This is a genomic window from Pseudomonas sp. MIACH (genome assembly GCF_001269925.1).
Classification (GTDB): Bacteria; Pseudomonadota; Gammaproteobacteria; order Pseudomonadales; family Pseudomonadaceae; genus Aquipseudomonas.
Window position 1 is genome coordinate 179,839 of record NZ_LHVO01000046.1, and the last position, 14,571, is coordinate 194,409.

Here is a 14,571-nt window from a genome sequence, read left to right on the forward strand (position 1 = left end):
GGTTTGGGGCTGCTGCGCAGCCCAACGCGGGACAAGCCCGCTCGCCACAGGTTATTCGCCTGGCTGTGTTTGCAGGGTCAGCACTTCAAAGCCATCCGCCGTCACCGCCACGGTATGTTCCCACTGCGCCGACAGGCTGTTGTCCTTGGTCACTACTGTCCAGCCGTCTTTCAGGCTGCGCACTTTGGAACTGCCCTGGTTGAGCATCGGTTCGATGGTAAACACCATGCCTTCGCGCAATTCCAGCCCGGTACCGGGACGGCCGAAGTGCAGGATTTGCGGCTCTTCATGCATCTGCTTGCCGATGCCATGGCCGCAGTATTCACGCACCACGCTGTAGCCATTGGCGTGTGCATGGCTTTGGATCGCATGGCCGATATCGCCCAGGCGCGCGCCGGGCTTGACCTGGCGGATCCCGGCCCACATCGCCTCAAAGGTCATTTCCACCAGGCGCCGGGCCTTGGGGGCGACGTTGCCGATCATGTACATCTTGCTGGAGTCGGCGATAAAGCCGCCTTTTTCCAGGGTGATGTCGATGTTGATAATGTCGCCGTCCTTGAGGATCTCCTTGGCGCTGGGCATGCCGTGGCACACCACCTCGTTGATCGAGGTGTTGATGGAGAACGGGTAGTCATATTGTCCGAGGCTGGCGGGGCGGGCCTGCAGATCGTTACGGATGAAGGCTTCGACGGCGCTGTCCAGCTCCAGGGTGGAACGGCCGGCGGTGACAAACCCGTCGAGCATGTCGAACACTTTGGCCAGCAGGCGCCCGGATTCGCGCATCACAGCCAGTTGGGCGGCGGTCTTGATCATCAGCTGCGCCCCCGAATCAGGTCGGGCTTGTCCAGCAGCAGTTTGTTGATCAACTCGTGGTAGGGCAGGCTGGGGTTCAGTTCGGCGAGCAGGCCGACCTTGATCCAGAACTCGGCCTGGGCGTTGATGGAGCGGTCCATGGCCGCACTGGCCAGACGGAGTTGTTCGTGCAGTTGGTCGCTGATCTTGACGATGCCCATGGTCTTCACTGTAGTGGCGGGATATACGAATCGTATATGTTTCGTATGCTTCCAGTAAACAGGATGTTGACTTGATCCGGATGGCCGGTTAATTTCCTGGCATGACTTATCAAGCCTTCCGCAGCCAGCCAAGCATTATTACCGCCATTCCTCACATGGCGGGATAGCACACGGCTGCACCCAAACCCGCCTTAGAGGCGGGTTTTGTTTTTCCGTCTCCAGGGCCCTTAACAACCAGGAGACACCCCATGAGCACGTGCCCCGCCCCCCACACCGCTGATACGGCATTGCTTGAACACTATGTGAAAAAGATCCTCGCCGCGCCGGTCTACGACCTGGCGGTGCGCACGCCCCTGCAAGCTGCGCCGGCGCTGTCGGCACTGCTGGGCAACCAGGTGCTGCTCAAGCGCGAAGACCTGCAACCGACCTTTTCCTTCAAGATCCGCGGCGCCTACAACAAGTTGGTGCAGCTCACTGCCGAGCAGAAGGCACGGGGCGTGGTCACCGCATCGGCGGGCAACCATGCCCAGGGTGTGGCGCTGGCCGCACGGGAGCTGGGGATACAGGCACGGATCGTCATGCCCAGCACGACCCCTGAATTAAAGGTGCTCGGCGTGCGCTCCCGAGGCGCCGAGGCGGTGCTGCACGGCGAGAGTTTCCCGTTTGCCCTGGCCTATGCGCTGCAACTGGCCGAGACGACCGGCTGCACGTTCGTGTCGCCCTTCGATGACCCCGAGGTGATCGCCGGCCAAGGCACCGTGGCCATGGAAATCCTGCGCCAGCAGCAGGGCCCGTTGGACGCGATCTTCGTGCCGGTGGGCGGCGGCGGGCTGATTGCCGGGATCGCGGCCTACGTCAAATACCTGCGGCCCGAGGTGCGCATCATCGGTGTCGAGCCCGAAGGCTCCAGTTGCCTGCTCGCGGCGCTGCGGGCCGGAGAGCGCGTGGTTCTGCCCAGTGTCGACGGGTTTGCCGATGGCACGGCGGTAGCGCAGATCGGCGCTTTTGGTTTTGAAATCTGCCGCGACTGGGTGGATGAAGTGATCACCGTCAGCAATGACGAACTGTGCAGCGCGATGAAGTTGATCTACGACGATACCCGCTCCATCACCGAGCCTTCCGGTGCACTGGCGGTGGCGGGGGGGCGCAAGTACGTGGCCAGCCGTGGGGTGAGGGGGCAGACGTTGGTTGCGGTTAATTCAGGCGCCAATATCAACTTTGATAGTTTGCGATATGTTGCTGAAAGAGTGGCAGCACAAGGCCGCGTGTAATTCGAAGTCTGGGGTTAAACGATTAATCGAAGCGGTTCGACGATGATTTAAACATCGCGGTTTAAGGTATATAAAACGCCAAGATACTTATGAAGAAAAGTTACAACGAAAGTGGATTTTGCCGAGTAGGCTGGTGAAGGTAAGCGTCTGCCAGGGTCGGCAAGACGCGGTAGGCACCTGCTTGCCAGGCTTAAAACAATCGATTGGCAGTCTCAGAAAAGGAGAGGTTGGCCATGCTTTCGGAATTAGAACTTCGCAGCATTATTGAAGGAAGTTTCCTGCCTAAGCGGTGCGAATGCACCAAAGCCGAAGACGCTTCGCTGACGATCAAGGTCTATGACGACCGCGACCGTGATCGGGTGGATTTGGAAGTCAAAGGAATCAACGCTGACAAGCTCGACAGCAGTCGCGCCATTTGCAACCTGATCGCCGGGTTGCGTGAAGACCTGAAACAGACCCAATCACCGGCCCAGCAAAGAGTCGCCGGACGGGGTCACTACTGATCGTTGGATGTGAACGGTGGGCCTGGTAAATGCCAGGCCCAATGCTGTTTACGTTCGCCCATCAATTCTGGAAATCGCAGGCTTCGGACATTTTCCGGTAGCTCACGTCTTCCACTTTGCCCGCTTTGTCCAGGAACTTGATATCCGCCTTGATGACTTTGCAGTCGTCAGTGGGGGTTTCGTTCATGGCCAGGACCTTGGCAATGTTCATCGGCATGCCGTAATGATAAGGCACAGGTTTGACCGCCTGGGTTTGATCGTCAGCCTGAGCCAGGCCCGACACCGCAGCCAGCGCCAGGGCGCCGCTGAGCAATAAGGTATGCAGTTTCATGGTGGTGCTCCGCAAGTGGGTACAACTTCACTCTCGACTTGCGGGATTAACCATCGATTAATTTTTGCCTGGCTGACAAAACCTTCATCTGGCACCTGTCACTGCACCCGAACAGCAATGTTGGTTTGGGTGCTGTCCTCGGCACTGCCGGCAATCTTGCTGCCGTCTTGGGAGATGGCGCCAATTGACGTGTTCTTGCCCGAGTTGTAGAAGCCAAAAGATTGCAAGCCAGTCGCCGCTGTCCATGTCGCACTTTCAGTGTCTGTCTGACTGTTGGCACCGATAACTAGCACGGTGCCATTATCTGCCAGCGCAACGCCTGAACTTCCCACCCCGCTGGTGAAAGCTGCAATAGCCGTCACGGTACCGGCAGTGGTATCCCAAAATGCACTGCTGATATTGCCATTGACGTCCTCGTAGGTCACAACGACTTGCCCTGAATTGTTCAGCGACGTTGCGATGCTGACGCTGCTGGTGGTAAGGCTTGGCACTGACGTCGGTGCAGCGTTTGGAGAGGCCCAGAATGCGGCCCTGAGAAAGGGCGCGGTTGAATACTGGCAGCCGCCCACCACCCTTAGCAGATTGTTGATGCCGGTCACTACACAAGTCAGCGCTCCGGCAGGCGTGGGCAGTTGGGTTGCGACATACAACAGCCCGTTGTGCTGGGCAATTTTACCCGTCTGTGTACCAATTGAGTTCGGGCAGTTGATCGCAGCCGCAGGGCGGCCAGAGCCCAATGGAGTGCTGATATCCACGCCGCTGCAATTATCCCTGGCGCTGGACACGTCCAGAGGTGACTCGGTGCCTGCTGCCCACAATACAACGGTCGAGTCACCCGACCGATCAATACTGGACCCCAGTACATCGCCACGTTGGTTCATGGCTGCTATGCGTGTACTGACGTCTGGAAACAGACCAATCAACCCGGGTCTCGGGTTGAACCGAAGAATGCCGCTTCCCAGGTCGTTGGCATCCCACGTGACGCCATACTGGGCACCCGTCGGGCTGCCGCATTCTCCCGCGATCCATCCTGCGTTACTGATAACCCCGACGCTGCAAGGTTGACTGGGTGCAAGGCGCGGTAAAATAACAGCGGTACCAGGTGTAGGGGCCACCCAGGGCTGGTTGGGGATTGCTGCATTCCCGGTGCTGCAATTACCCACGGTCACGCCACTATTATTGATATTTGAAACATCGCACTGCAATCCGGCTGCCGGCGTTATCGCAACGAGCGCCGCCATTGCAGTGGTTTTACAGGCGGATGCAACTAAGGCGACGGCCAATATGTGTTTGGCTTTGCAGGCGCTATTCATGATGGGCTCTTCCTTGTGGGTGCGTGGTTTATTCCTGATTGACTAGGGCTTTGTGACGTTATGAAGAACGGTTTGCACGGGGGTGCATAGACGTTGCTGACGTTGGAGAGGAGTTTCGGGTGGGGTGTTTTTTACTTTGTATTTGGGGAGGTGGTTATTCCTTGTCTGTATACGCATCGCCTTTAAAGCTATTATAAGGAATTCGTCTGGCGACACCTTGCAAAGTGCATTTAGCCCGCTAGTCGGAGTTGAGTGTGCCGGTAATGAAAAAATAGTAAGTAGCACTAAAGTACAGTGCAACAGGATATATTTTCGCCTGCCGCGCGGTGAGGTATTGTTGCGATGGTTTTCCTGCGTAGTCGTAAAGTGGTTTGTTTCTGGAGCACCGTTAAGTAAGTGGTGGAGACTTAAGTGAGCCATCTTTGGTTTCCCTATTAGAGCGTTGCGATGGAACGACCCTGTTCCTGGCTATCGGGATGTGAAATAAATTAAAGGCACAATCGATAGCACACGCAACTGTCAAACTTGACAGCTTGTGCTCACCTGAAAAAAGGTATGGAGAAGGCGGGTCCTCTTCCTGCGAAGCGGACCCTGGGCATCTCAAGATTAGAGATTGCCGGGGTGGCGAGTGCTTCAGCCCAACTGCCGCCGATACGGCAGGTCCGGCCCGGTCTTGCCACACGTCAATGCGGCGGCACGGATGGCAAAGCCGAGCATGGCGTCGACCTGCGCGCGGGTCAGCTGCTGCAGGCCCTCCACCGAGTCCAGCTGTTGCTCCGTCAACCAGGCAATCAATGCCGCCTGGAAGGTATCCCCGGCACCCACGGTATCGGCCATCACCACGCTCTGTGCCGGTTGCGACCAGCTGCCGTGCTGGCGGCTGAACACACTGGCGCCTTCGCCGCCACGGGTCAGGAACACCAGTTGGCAGCGGTGTTGCAGCCAGCCTTGCAGCACGCTTTCCGGCGACTGGTCGGGGTAGAGCAGGTGCAGGTCTTCATCGCTGACCTTGATCAGGTCGGCATGCTTGGCCAGCTCGGCGACACGGTCGCGCCACAGCTGGATATCCGGCTGCGGATTGAGGCGTACGTTGGGGTCGAGGCTGATCAGGCGCTTGCCGCTTTCGCGCTGGACCAGGTTCAGCAGGGTGTCGCCGATCGGCTGCACCACCAGTGAGAACGAGCCGACATGCAGCCCGCGAATCTCATCGCCGAGTACCGGTAAATGTGCGACCTCCAGCAGCCGATCCGCACAGCCTTCACCACGGAAGTTGTACTGCGGTGAGCCGTCGGCGCCCACGGCGACCATCGACAAGGTGGTCGGCGCGGCAAACTCCAGCAGGAACTGCTCGCTGACGCCTTCATCCTTGAGTACTTGCAACAGCCGGCGCCCGAGGAAGTCGCTGGACAGGCCGCCGAACAGCCCGGCCTCGATGCCCAGGCGGCGCAAACCCACCGCGACGTTGAACGGTGAGCCACCGGCAATCGCCTTGTAGTTGACCTTGGAGGCCTGCCCGCTGGGATCTTCCTCACTGAAAAAATCAAACAGCGCTTCACCACACACCAAATACATAGTCGTTCGCTCTTAAAGGGTTGCCACGTGTTGTTGATAGCGCTCGTAAGCCAGTTGATAGGCGCTGACACTGGCCGCCACCGGCAGGGTCCGGCTGGCCGGGTCGACGCTCACGCATTTGTCGCACAGGCTGGCCAGGGATTCGCCGGACTGGCTCCACGCCGCCTGGATCGCCGCGCCCAGGGCAGCGGCTTCGCTTTGTTCGGTGCAGATCACTTCGGTGTTCATGATATCGGCGACCATCTGCCGCCACACCGGGCTTTTCGAGCCGCCGCCGATCAGGCGGATACTCTGGCTCTGCAGGCCGGTCTGGCGCAGCAGGTCGAGGCCGTAGCGCAGGCCGAAGGTGGTGCCTTCGACCACGGCCCGGCACAGGTTGGCACGGGTCAGGTTGGTCATGGTCAGCCCATGCAGGCTGCCGGTGGCGTGGGGCAGGGCAGGTACGCGTTCGCCGTTGAGGAACGGCAGCATGCTCACGCCATCGGCGCCAATCGGGGCTTGCTCGACCAGTGCGTTAAAGGCGTTGAGGTCCAGTTCGAACAGCTCGCGGATCACCCCGGTGGCGTTGGTCAGGTTCATCGTGCAGATCAACGGCAACCAGCCGCCGCTGGACGAGCAGAAGGTGGCGACCGAGGCCTGCGGACTCACGTTGGGTTGGTCGGCATAGGCGTAGACCGTGCCCGATGAACCCAGGCTCATGGTGATGACGCCGGGGGCGATATTGCCGGTGCCGATGGCGCCCATCATGTTGTCGCCGCCGCCGCTGGAGACGATGGCCTTGGGGTTGATGCCCAGGCGTTCGGCGATGGCCGGCAGAATGCTGCCCACGGTGTGATCGGCGTCGATCAACGCCGGTAACGCAGCTTCAAGGCGGCCGCTGGGGTCGATGTGCTTGAGCAGCGCCACATCCCAGGTGCGGGTGCGCACGTTGAAGTAACCGGTGCCCGAGGCATCGCCGTATTCGGCGACGGCGCGGCCGGTGAGCCAGTAGTTGAGGTAGTCATGGGGCAGCAGGACATGGGCGATGCGCGCGAAGATGTCTGGGTGCTGCTCGCGGGTCCACAGCAGTTTCGACACGGTGTAGCCCGGCGCAATTGCCACGCCCAGGCGCTCCAGCGAGCCACTCTCGCCGCCCAGGTAGGCCAGCAGGCGCTCGTTCTCCGGCGCGGTTTCGGTGTCGCACCACAGCTTGGCCGGGCGCAGCACCTGGCCGCTGTCATCCAGCAACACCAGGCCGTGCTGCTGGCCGGACACGCCGATGCCGAGGATGTCCTGGCCGTCCACGCCGGCCTGTTGCAAGGCGCGGTGGGTGGCTTCGGTAAAGGCGTCCAGCCATTCCTGGGTGTGCTGTTCGCGCCGGCCATTGGCGCCGCTGATCAGGGTGTGCGCAGCGGCGCCCAGGCCCAGCACCTTGCCGCTGGAGGCGTCGAGGACGATGGCCTTGGTGCCTTGGGTGCCGCAGTCGATGCCGAGGAACAGGTTTTGCTGGGTCATGAGGGTGTGCTCAGCGGTGTTATTTTTTTGGATTGGCAACCCGGTCCAGTGTGGGAGGGGGCTTGCCCCCTCCCACATTTAAACCGGTTTCTTCAGGAGGTTCTGTAGGGTTTCGGTGACGCCGTTATCACGCAGGCTCCCATAGCACCGCTCGAACGCTGCCACAAACTCAGGCGAGTTGGGAATAGCCGTGCCAAAAATCTCTTCCACCCCCAGCAGTCGCTCGCTGATCAACGCATCATCACTCACCAGCCCCTGGCAGAATTCCGCACGCGGGTCGGGGATTTTATAGCTCACGCCATTCTCATCCACGCCCTTCAAATACAAGGCCCAGGCCGCGACCACCAACGCCGCACGCTCGGTCTCGCGCCCATCGGCTATCAGGCGGTTGATGGTCGGCACGGTGAACTTGGGAAACTTCGACGAGCCGTCCGAACACACCCGTTCCAACTGGTCGGCAATCGCCTGGTTGGAGAAGCGGTCCACCAGGGTCTGCTTGTAGTCGCTCAGGTCGATGCCCGGCACCGGCGCCAGGTTCGGCGTGACGTCGAGGTCCATGTAGGCGCGCATGTAGGCCACGAACAGCGGGTCGTTCATGGTCTCGTGCACAAACCGATAACCCTTGAGAAACCCCAGGTAGGTCAGGGCCAGGTGGCTGCCGTTGAGCAAGCCGATCTTCATCTCTTCATAGGGCGTCACATCGTCGGTGAACTGCACGCCGACCTTTTCCCACGCCGGGCGGCCGTTGACGAATTTGTCTTCCAGCACCCACTGCACAAAGGGTTCGCAAACAACTGGCCAGGCGTCGTCGATGCCGTGTTCATCGTGCAGTTGCAAGCGGTGGGCGGTGCTGGTCATCGGCGTGATGCGGTCGACCATGGCGTTCGGGAAGCTCACATGGGCCTTGATCCAGTCATGCAGCTCGGCATTGTGCAGGGCGGCGAAGGCCAGCAGTGCCTTGCGCGTGACGGCGCCGTTGTGCGGCAGGTTATCGCAGGACATCACGGTAAACGCCGGGATGCCGGCCGCGCGGCGCTGGGTCAATGCCGCACAGATAAAGCCGAACACGGTTTTCGGCGCGCTGGGGTGCGCCAGGTCATGCTGGATCTGCGGCAGGTGGGCCATGAACTCGCCGTTGCTGTCGTCGATGCAGTAGCCGCCTTCGGTGATGGTCAGCGAGACGATGCGAATCTCGGGACTGGCGAGTTTATCGATCAATGCCGGGGCGCTGTCTTCGGCCAGCAGCATGTCGCTGATCGAGCCGATCACGCGCACTTCGGTGTCGTCGGTGTCGCCCAGTTCGTACAGGGTGAACAGGTAGTCCTGGCCGGCCAGGTCGTCGCGGGCCTTGCGGTCCTCGGCACGCAGGCCGACGCCGCAGATGCTCCAGTCCAGGCCCTCGCCGGTATTCATCAGCGCGTCGGTGTAATACGCCTGGTGCGCGCGGTGGAAGCCGCCGACGCCGATATGGGCGATACCCTGGGAGGTACTCGCAATGGCGTAGGCCGGCAGTTTGATTTCCGGCTCCAGCTGGGTGAGGTTCTGTTTATTCAGTTTCATCACAAATCTCGCAAATCAGGCGGCAGCGCGCAGTGGACGGGCCACGGCAACACCGTCGGTGTCGAACAGATGGCAGTGCGCCGGGTCCAGGTGCAGGTGCAGCGTCTCGCCATACTGGCTGGCCATGTCGCCGCGAATCCGCATGGTCAGCGGCTCGCCGCTCGACGTGATGACGTGGCAGAAGGTGTCGCTGCCCAGGCGTTCGCCGACGTCGGCGGTGACGGTCAGGGCGGTTTGCCCAGGCGAGGCGATTTCCAGATGTTCCGGACGAATGCCCAGGGTCACCGCACTGCCCACGCTCAGGGTGGCGCCGCTGAGCGGTAGGCTGATGGTGCTGCCGGCGTCCAGTTGCACCTCGCAGCCTTGGCCCTCGATGCGCGTAACCTTGCCCTTGAGGAAGCCCATTTTCGGCGTGCCGAGAAAGCCCGCCACAAACAGGTTGGCCGGCTGGTGGTACAGCTCCAGCGGCGAGCCGACCTGCTCGATACGCCCGCTGTTCAACACGACCACCTTGTCGGCCAGGGTCATGGCTTCAACCTGATCGTGGGTCACGTAGATCATGGTGGCTTGCAGTTCTTTATGCAGGCGCGACAGCTCCAGGCGCATCTGCACGCGCAGGGCGGCGTCGAGGTTGGACAACGGCTCGTCGAACAGGAAGATCTTCGGGTTGCGCACAATCGCGCGGCCAATCGCCACACGCTGGCGCTGACCACCGGAGAGTTGCTTGGGTTTGCGCTCCAGCAGCGGGCCCAGTTCGAGGATGCGCGCCGCTTCGTTGACCTTGCTCTCCACCAGCTTCTTGTCGACACCGGCCAGGTCCAGGGCAAACGACATGTTCTTGCGCACGCTCATGTGCGGGTACAGGGCGTAGGTCTGGAACACCATCGCCAGGTCGCGCTTGGCCGGGGTCACTTCGGTGATGTCGCGGCCATCCAGTTCGATGGTGCCTTCGCTGACTTCTTCAAGGCCGGCGATCAGGCGCAGCAGGGTCGATTTACCGCAGCCCGAGGGGCCGACGAACACCACGAATTCCTTGTCGTTCACTTCCAGGTCGATGCCCTTGATGATCGAGAAACCTTCGAAGCCTTTTTGCAGATTCTTGATTTTCAGGTTGGCCATGGGATGGGCCTCCACTTTGAATTTTTTATTGAAAGACCGTTATTTCACGGCGCCGAAGGACAAACCGCGCACCAGCTGTTTCTGGCTGATCCAGCCAAAGATCAGGATCGGCGCGCAGGCCAGGGTCGAGACGGCAGACAATTTGGCCCAGAACAAGCCTTCGGGGCTGGAGTAGGAGGCGATCAGTGCGGTCAAGGGTGCGGCGTTGGACGAGGTCAGGTTCAACGACCAGAAGGCCTCGTTCCAGCACAGGATCAGCGACAGCAACACCGTGGAGGCCAGGCCGCCCTTGGCGATCGGCAGCAGCACCCGGACCATTTCCTGCCACAGGGTGGCGCCGTCCAGGCGCGCGGCTTCGAGGATGTCCTTGGGGATGTCCTTGAAGTAGGTGTAAACCATCCAGACCACGATCGGCAGGTTGATCAGGGTGTAGATGATGATCAGCGCAATGCGCGTGTCCAGCAGGCCAAAGCTCTTGGCCAGCAGGTAGATCGGCATCAGCACGCCCACCGGTGGCAGCATCTTGGTGGACAGCATCCACAGCAGCGTGCCCTTGGTGCGTTTGGTTTCGTAGAACGCCATGGAGTAGGCCGCCGGCACCGAAATCAGCAGGCACAGGGCGGTGGCGCTGAATGAAATCAGCACCGAGTTCCAGGCATAGCTGAAGTAGTTGCTGCGCTCGTTGATGTGCAGGTAGTTCTCCAGCGTCGGCGTGAAGATGAACTGCGGCGGCGTGGCGAACGCGTCGATTTCGGTCTTGAAGCTGGTCAGCACCATCCAGAAGATCGGGAAGAAAATCAGGATCGCGATGGCCCAGGCCAGGGTGCCGAGCAACAGGCTTTGCAGGCGGCGGGATTGTTGAAGCGTCATGGCGCGGCCCTCAAGGCTTGTCAGTCAGGTTTTTGCCGATCATCCGCACCAGGATGATCGCCGCGATATTGGCGATGACCACGGCAATCAAGCCGCCGGCCGAGGCCATGCCCACGTCGAACTGCACCAGCGCCTGGTTGTAGATCAGGTAGGCAAGGTTGGTCGACGCGTAGCCGGGGCCACCGTTGGTGGTGGTGAAGATTTCGGCGAATACCGAGAGCAGGAAGATCGTTTCGATCATCACCACCACGGCAATCGGGCGGGCCAGGTGGGGCAGGGTCAGGTGCCAGAAAATCGCGATGGCGCCGGCACCGTCCAGGCGCGCAGCTTCCTTTTGTTCCTGGTCGAGGGACTGCATGGCGGTCATCAGCAGCAGGATGGCGAACGGCAGCCACTGCCACGACACGATGATGATGATCGACAGCAGCGGATAGTGCGCCAGCCAGTCCACCGGCTCGGCGCCGAAGAACTTCCACACGGCGGCGAGAATTCCCGACACCGGGTGGAAAATCAGGTTCTTCCAGATCAGCGCACCGACGGTGGGCATGATGAAGAACGGCGAAATCAACAGCACCCGGACGATGCCACGCCCGAGGAACTCACTGGCCTCCAGCAGCGCACTGATCAACACGCCGAACACCACGCTGATCAGCAGCACGCTGCCTACCAGCAACAACGTATTGGTGGCACCGGGCAGGAACCCCGAGTCGGTGATGAAGTACGTGAAATTCTCCAGCCCCACGAATTGGTTCTCGCCGGGGTAGAGCAGGTTGTAGCGGATCAGTGAAAAGTACAGGGTCATGCCCAACGGCACGATCATCCACAGCAGCAGCATGGCGACCGAAGGCGTGACGAGGAACCAGCCGGGGTTGGCCAGGCGGCTTTTGGAGGGTGTATTCATGATAATCAAGGCCAGTCAGGTACAGGTGCGTAAAACCCCTGTAGGAGCGAGCTGGCTCGCGAAGGTATTTCAGGCGCCTTGCGGCGTCGGATGTACCTTTTTCGCGAGCACGCTCGCTCCTACAGGATCGGGGGTTACTTGGGGTAACCCGCCCGCTTCATTTCACGCTCGGTGGTGGTCTGCGCGGCGGTCAGTGCAGCATCGACCGTCTGCTGGCCGGTCAGCGCGCCGGAGAAGAACTTGCCGACCTGGGTCCCAATCGCCTGGAATTCAGGAATGGTCACCAACTGGATACCGATATACGGCACCGGCTTGAGGGTCGGCTTGGTCGGGTCGGCGACTTTCAGCGATTCCAGGGTCACCTTGGCGAACGGTGCGGCCTTCATGTACTCGTCGCTGTAGGTCGACTTGCGCGTACCTGGCGGCACGTTGGCAACACCGTCGGTCTTGGCGACCAATGCGCCATATTCCTTGGACGTGGCCCAACTGGTGAACACCTTGGCGGCGTCCTTGGCCTTGGAGCTGGTCGGGATCGCCAGGCTCCAGGAGTACAGCCACGACGTGCCTTTGTCGGTTTTTTCGTGCGGGGCAAAGGTGAAACCGACATGGTCAGCCACTTTGCTTTGGGTCTTGTCGGTCACGAACGAGCCGGCGACGCTGGCATCGACCCAGATCGCGCACTTGCCGCTGTTGAACAGCGCCAGGTTTTCGTTGAAACCGTTGCTGGAAGCACCCGGCGGGCCGGATTTCTTCATGTTGTCGACGTAGAAGTTCAGCGCGTCCTTCCACTCGGGGCCATTGAATTCCGGCTGCCATTTCTCATCGAACCAGCGCGCGCCGTAGCCGTTGGCCAGGGTGGTGATCAGCGCCATGTTCTCACCCCAACCGGCTTTGCCACGCAGGCACAGGCCGTATTGCTCTTTGCTCTTGTCGGTGAGTTTGGCCGCGAATTCGCCGATCTGGCTCCAGGTCGGGTGCTCGGGCATGCTCAGCCCCGCGTCCTTGAACAGGTCGGTGCGGTAATAGGTGATCGAGCTTTCAGCATAGAAGGGCAGGGCGTACAGCGAACCCTTGACCGACAGACCGTCACGCACGGAAGGGAACACGTCGTCGAGGTCGTAGGACGCCGGCAGGTCCTTCATCGGTTCCAGCCAACCCTTGGCGCCCCAGAGTGCGGCTTCGTACATGCCGATGGTCAACACATCGAACTGCCCGCCTTGGGTGGCAATGTCGGTGGTCAGGCGTTGGCGCAGCACGTTTTCTTCGAGCACCACCCAGTTCAGCTTGATCTCCGGATTCTCGGCCTCGAAGGTTTTCGAGAGCTTCTGCATGCGGATCATGTCGCTGTTGTTGACGGTGGCAATGGTCAGGGTTTGCGCGCCAAGGCTGACGGCGCTGAGGGTCATACAGGTACAGGCAAGCAGAGCTTTTGCTGTGAACTTCATCGCGCACTCCATTTCCGCGCCCAGGGGCTACAGAAGGACAGTTATTGTTGTTGTGTCTTCCTACGGGGAGTCAGGAAGAGTGTGCGTTGATTACAGCCTTCAATTGACGGTGTGACAAATCCTTGGGAGCACTTGGACTGATACTTTTTTGCACTCGGGTGAGGGCTGCTTTTTGACCCTCGCGATATTCAAGCCCAGGGAAATCTGCAGGTGCGCTGTTCAGGCAAGTGATGAAAGACGCCATGAAGTGATGGTATTGGCACCCTTTGCATGGCGTTCATCTTTCCTCAGGGGGCCGCGTCTTTCAGCAGCTTCATCACCGGCGGCTCATCGGTGTCCTTGTGGGTGGCGGGTCCCATGACTTCCACCTGATGGATTCGCAGGGCTTGGCCGTCGCTGGTTTCGAAGTCTATCCAAAACTTTCCTTCCCCATTGGTTGTGGCGTTTCTTACCCAATAAGTGTTCATGTCGGAGTTGCTCATAATATTGGGGGAAGTATATGTTCCCCCCGCATGCGTTACCTTCAAGTAACTGCCCGTTAAGCGCACGCGACAATAAATAAGCACGGTCAGCTGACTGTGAGGAGGAAGGATTTCGCTGAAAATCCTGCTTGCTTTCTGGACAAGCCAGGCTGTTCTGCCACTTACATCGTCAATAATGATACTGCCGCCGCCTGTCCACCCATGTTTCTCGCCCTCGTCGGCAAATACGACACGATGGTGGATGATGGATTTTTCTTTAAGTGTTTGATGTGTTGTTTGGCTCATTTCTCGATCCTCGAATTAAGTGAACGCAGTCATTCAGGAATGATGTGCACGCTCATTTAAGGAGGGGGCCTGCGATGGCGATACTGTGAGAACTACCAGTTCCGACCGACGGGATTCACGGTAAAGTGCCCCAGGCGTGCAATGCTGTTGGCGTCTGCGATTTGTTGCGCCAGGGGCAGGGCAATGATTACGGTCTTCAGATGAGATGTGACAAGTCCTTGGGAGCACTTGGACTGATACTTTTTGCACTCGTCAGGTAAACAGGTGAAACCATCAAGCGGAGCAGATGGTGCGGGAGGCAATCTTGATCTACAACCAGGAATGACCGCACCTGTCTTTAAAATACAAAACGCCCGATGCTGTTCATCGGGCGTTAGGATGAAACAGGTGTAAACCTATTTCAGGACTAGAC

General features: G+C 59.7%; 14 protein-coding genes. 2 read left to right on the top strand and 12 right to left on the bottom strand.

Features of this window, described 5'->3' with window-relative positions; all coding sequences use genetic code 11:
• Window positions 1-51 precede the first annotated feature (51 nt).
• Both map and AD670_RS17925 read right to left on the bottom strand, forming a co-directional pair.
• Complete coding sequence (gene map / locus AD670_RS17920; RefSeq protein ID WP_053135184.1) at window positions 52-813, bottom strand: type I methionyl aminopeptidase; 762 nt, start codon at window positions 811-813, stop codon at window positions 52-54.
• Entirely contained in the window at window positions 813-1,013 is a 201-nt protein-coding gene (locus tag AD670_RS17925) for a ParD-like family protein (RefSeq protein WP_027606410.1), read from the bottom strand. The genes map and AD670_RS17925 overlap by 1 nt, the downstream gene beginning before the upstream one ends.
• A gap of 248 nt (window positions 1,014-1,261) precedes the next feature.
• Between AD670_RS17925 and ilvA the strand changes: the two genes are divergently transcribed.
• Together ilvA and AD670_RS17935 are read left to right on the top strand one after the other, a co-directional pair.
• Window positions 1,262-2,284 carry a threonine ammonia-lyase, biosynthetic gene (gene ilvA / locus AD670_RS17930; RefSeq protein WP_082340993.1) on the top strand — a complete coding sequence of 341 codons (1,023 nt, stop codon included), beginning with the start codon at window positions 1,262-1,264 and terminating at the stop codon, window positions 2,282-2,284.
• 233 nt (window positions 2,285-2,517) lie between these two features.
• Window positions 2,518-2,787, top strand: coding sequence for a DUF1652 domain-containing protein (locus tag AD670_RS17935; RefSeq protein WP_053135187.1), 270 nt, complete (start codon window positions 2,518-2,520; stop codon window positions 2,785-2,787).
• 61 nt (window positions 2,788-2,848) lie between these two features.
• On the opposite strand, the gene AD670_RS17940 is transcribed toward AD670_RS17935, so the two are convergent.
• The 10 genes from AD670_RS17940 to AD670_RS17985 form a co-directional block, all read right to left on the bottom strand.
• On the bottom strand, window positions 2,849-3,118 hold the full coding sequence (locus AD670_RS17940; protein WP_053135191.1) for a DUF2790 domain-containing protein: 270 nt from the start codon (window positions 3,116-3,118) through the stop codon (window positions 2,849-2,851).
• A 98-nt stretch (window positions 3,119-3,216) separates the two neighbouring features.
• Complete coding sequence (locus tag AD670_RS31480) at window positions 3,217-4,431, bottom strand: hypothetical protein (RefSeq protein ID WP_156338260.1); 1,215 nt, start codon at window positions 4,429-4,431, stop codon at window positions 3,217-3,219.
• 633 nt (window positions 4,432-5,064) lie between these two features.
• A complete protein-coding gene (locus tag AD670_RS17950) occupies window positions 5,065-6,003 on the bottom strand; it encodes a carbohydrate kinase (RefSeq protein ID WP_053135196.1) in 939 nt (312 codons plus the stop codon).
• A 12-nt stretch (window positions 6,004-6,015) separates the two neighbouring features.
• Window positions 6,016-7,497 (bottom strand): xylulokinase, encoded by a 1,482-nt coding sequence (gene xylB / locus AD670_RS17955; protein WP_053135199.1) that lies wholly within the window; start codon window positions 7,495-7,497, stop codon window positions 6,016-6,018.
• A 78-nt stretch (window positions 7,498-7,575) separates the two neighbouring features.
• Window positions 7,576-9,057 (bottom strand): mannitol dehydrogenase family protein, encoded by a 1,482-nt coding sequence (locus tag AD670_RS17960; RefSeq protein ID WP_053135202.1) that lies wholly within the window; start codon window positions 9,055-9,057, stop codon window positions 7,576-7,578.
• A gap of 15 nt (window positions 9,058-9,072) precedes the next feature.
• On the bottom strand, window positions 9,073-10,176 hold the full coding sequence (locus AD670_RS17965; protein ID WP_053135206.1) for an ABC transporter ATP-binding protein: 1,104 nt from the start codon (window positions 10,174-10,176) through the stop codon (window positions 9,073-9,075).
• A gap of 39 nt (window positions 10,177-10,215) precedes the next feature.
• Complete coding sequence (locus tag AD670_RS17970) at window positions 10,216-11,046, bottom strand: carbohydrate ABC transporter permease (RefSeq protein ID WP_032886872.1); 831 nt, start codon at window positions 11,044-11,046, stop codon at window positions 10,216-10,218.
• A 10-nt stretch (window positions 11,047-11,056) separates the two neighbouring features.
• The gene (locus AD670_RS17975) at window positions 11,057-11,947 is read right to left on the bottom strand and encodes a carbohydrate ABC transporter permease (protein ID WP_053135211.1); all 891 of its coding nucleotides are present in this window, start codon (window positions 11,945-11,947) and stop codon (window positions 11,057-11,059) included.
• Window positions 11,948-12,081: 134 nt separating this feature from the next.
• Window positions 12,082-13,392 (bottom strand): sugar ABC transporter substrate-binding protein, encoded by a 1,311-nt coding sequence (locus AD670_RS17980; protein ID WP_053135213.1) that lies wholly within the window; start codon window positions 13,390-13,392, stop codon window positions 12,082-12,084.
• A 287-nt stretch (window positions 13,393-13,679) separates the two neighbouring features.
• Window positions 13,680-14,159: a hypothetical protein gene (locus AD670_RS17985; RefSeq protein WP_053135217.1), complete on the bottom strand. Its 480-nt coding sequence runs from the start codon at window positions 14,157-14,159 to the stop codon at window positions 13,680-13,682.
• Between the last annotated feature and the right edge of the window lie 412 nt (window positions 14,160-14,571).

Bases quoted from the DNA above. Each gene is read 5' to 3' on its own strand.
- map (WP_053135184.1), bottom strand. From the start codon at position 813: ATGATCAAGACCGCCGCCCAACTGGCTGTGATGCGCGAATCCGGGCGC.
- AD670_RS17925 (WP_027606410.1), bottom strand. From the start codon at position 1,013: ATGGGCATCGTCAAGATCAGCGACCAACTGCACGAACAACTCCGTCTG.
- ilvA (WP_082340993.1), top strand. From the start codon at position 1,262: ATGAGCACGTGCCCCGCCCCCCACACCGCTGATACGGCATTGCTTGAA.
- AD670_RS17935 (WP_053135187.1), top strand. From the start codon at position 2,518: ATGCTTTCGGAATTAGAACTTCGCAGCATTATTGAAGGAAGTTTCCTG.
- AD670_RS17940 (WP_053135191.1), bottom strand. From the start codon at position 3,118: ATGAAACTGCATACCTTATTGCTCAGCGGCGCCCTGGCGCTGGCTGCG.
- AD670_RS31480 (WP_156338260.1), bottom strand. From the start codon at position 4,431: ATGAATAGCGCCTGCAAAGCCAAACACATATTGGCCGTCGCCTTAGTT.
- AD670_RS17950 (WP_053135196.1), bottom strand. From the start codon at position 6,003: ATGTATTTGGTGTGTGGTGAAGCGCTGTTTGATTTTTTCAGTGAGGAA.
- xylB (WP_053135199.1), bottom strand. From the start codon at position 7,497: ATGACCCAGCAAAACCTGTTCCTCGGCATCGACTGCGGCACCCAAGGC.
- AD670_RS17960 (WP_053135202.1), bottom strand. From the start codon at position 9,057: ATGAAACTGAATAAACAGAACCTCACCCAGCTGGAGCCGGAAATCAAA.
- AD670_RS17965 (WP_053135206.1), bottom strand. From the start codon at position 10,176: ATGGCCAACCTGAAAATCAAGAATCTGCAAAAAGGCTTCGAAGGTTTC.
- AD670_RS17970 (WP_032886872.1), bottom strand. From the start codon at position 11,046: ATGACGCTTCAACAATCCCGCCGCCTGCAAAGCCTGTTGCTCGGCACC.
- AD670_RS17975 (WP_053135211.1), bottom strand. From the start codon at position 11,947: ATGAATACACCCTCCAAAAGCCGCCTGGCCAACCCCGGCTGGTTCCTC.
- AD670_RS17980 (WP_053135213.1), bottom strand. From the start codon at position 13,392: ATGAAGTTCACAGCAAAAGCTCTGCTTGCCTGTACCTGTATGACCCTC.
- AD670_RS17985 (WP_053135217.1), bottom strand. From the start codon at position 14,159: ATGAGCCAAACAACACATCAAACACTTAAAGAAAAATCCATCATCCAC.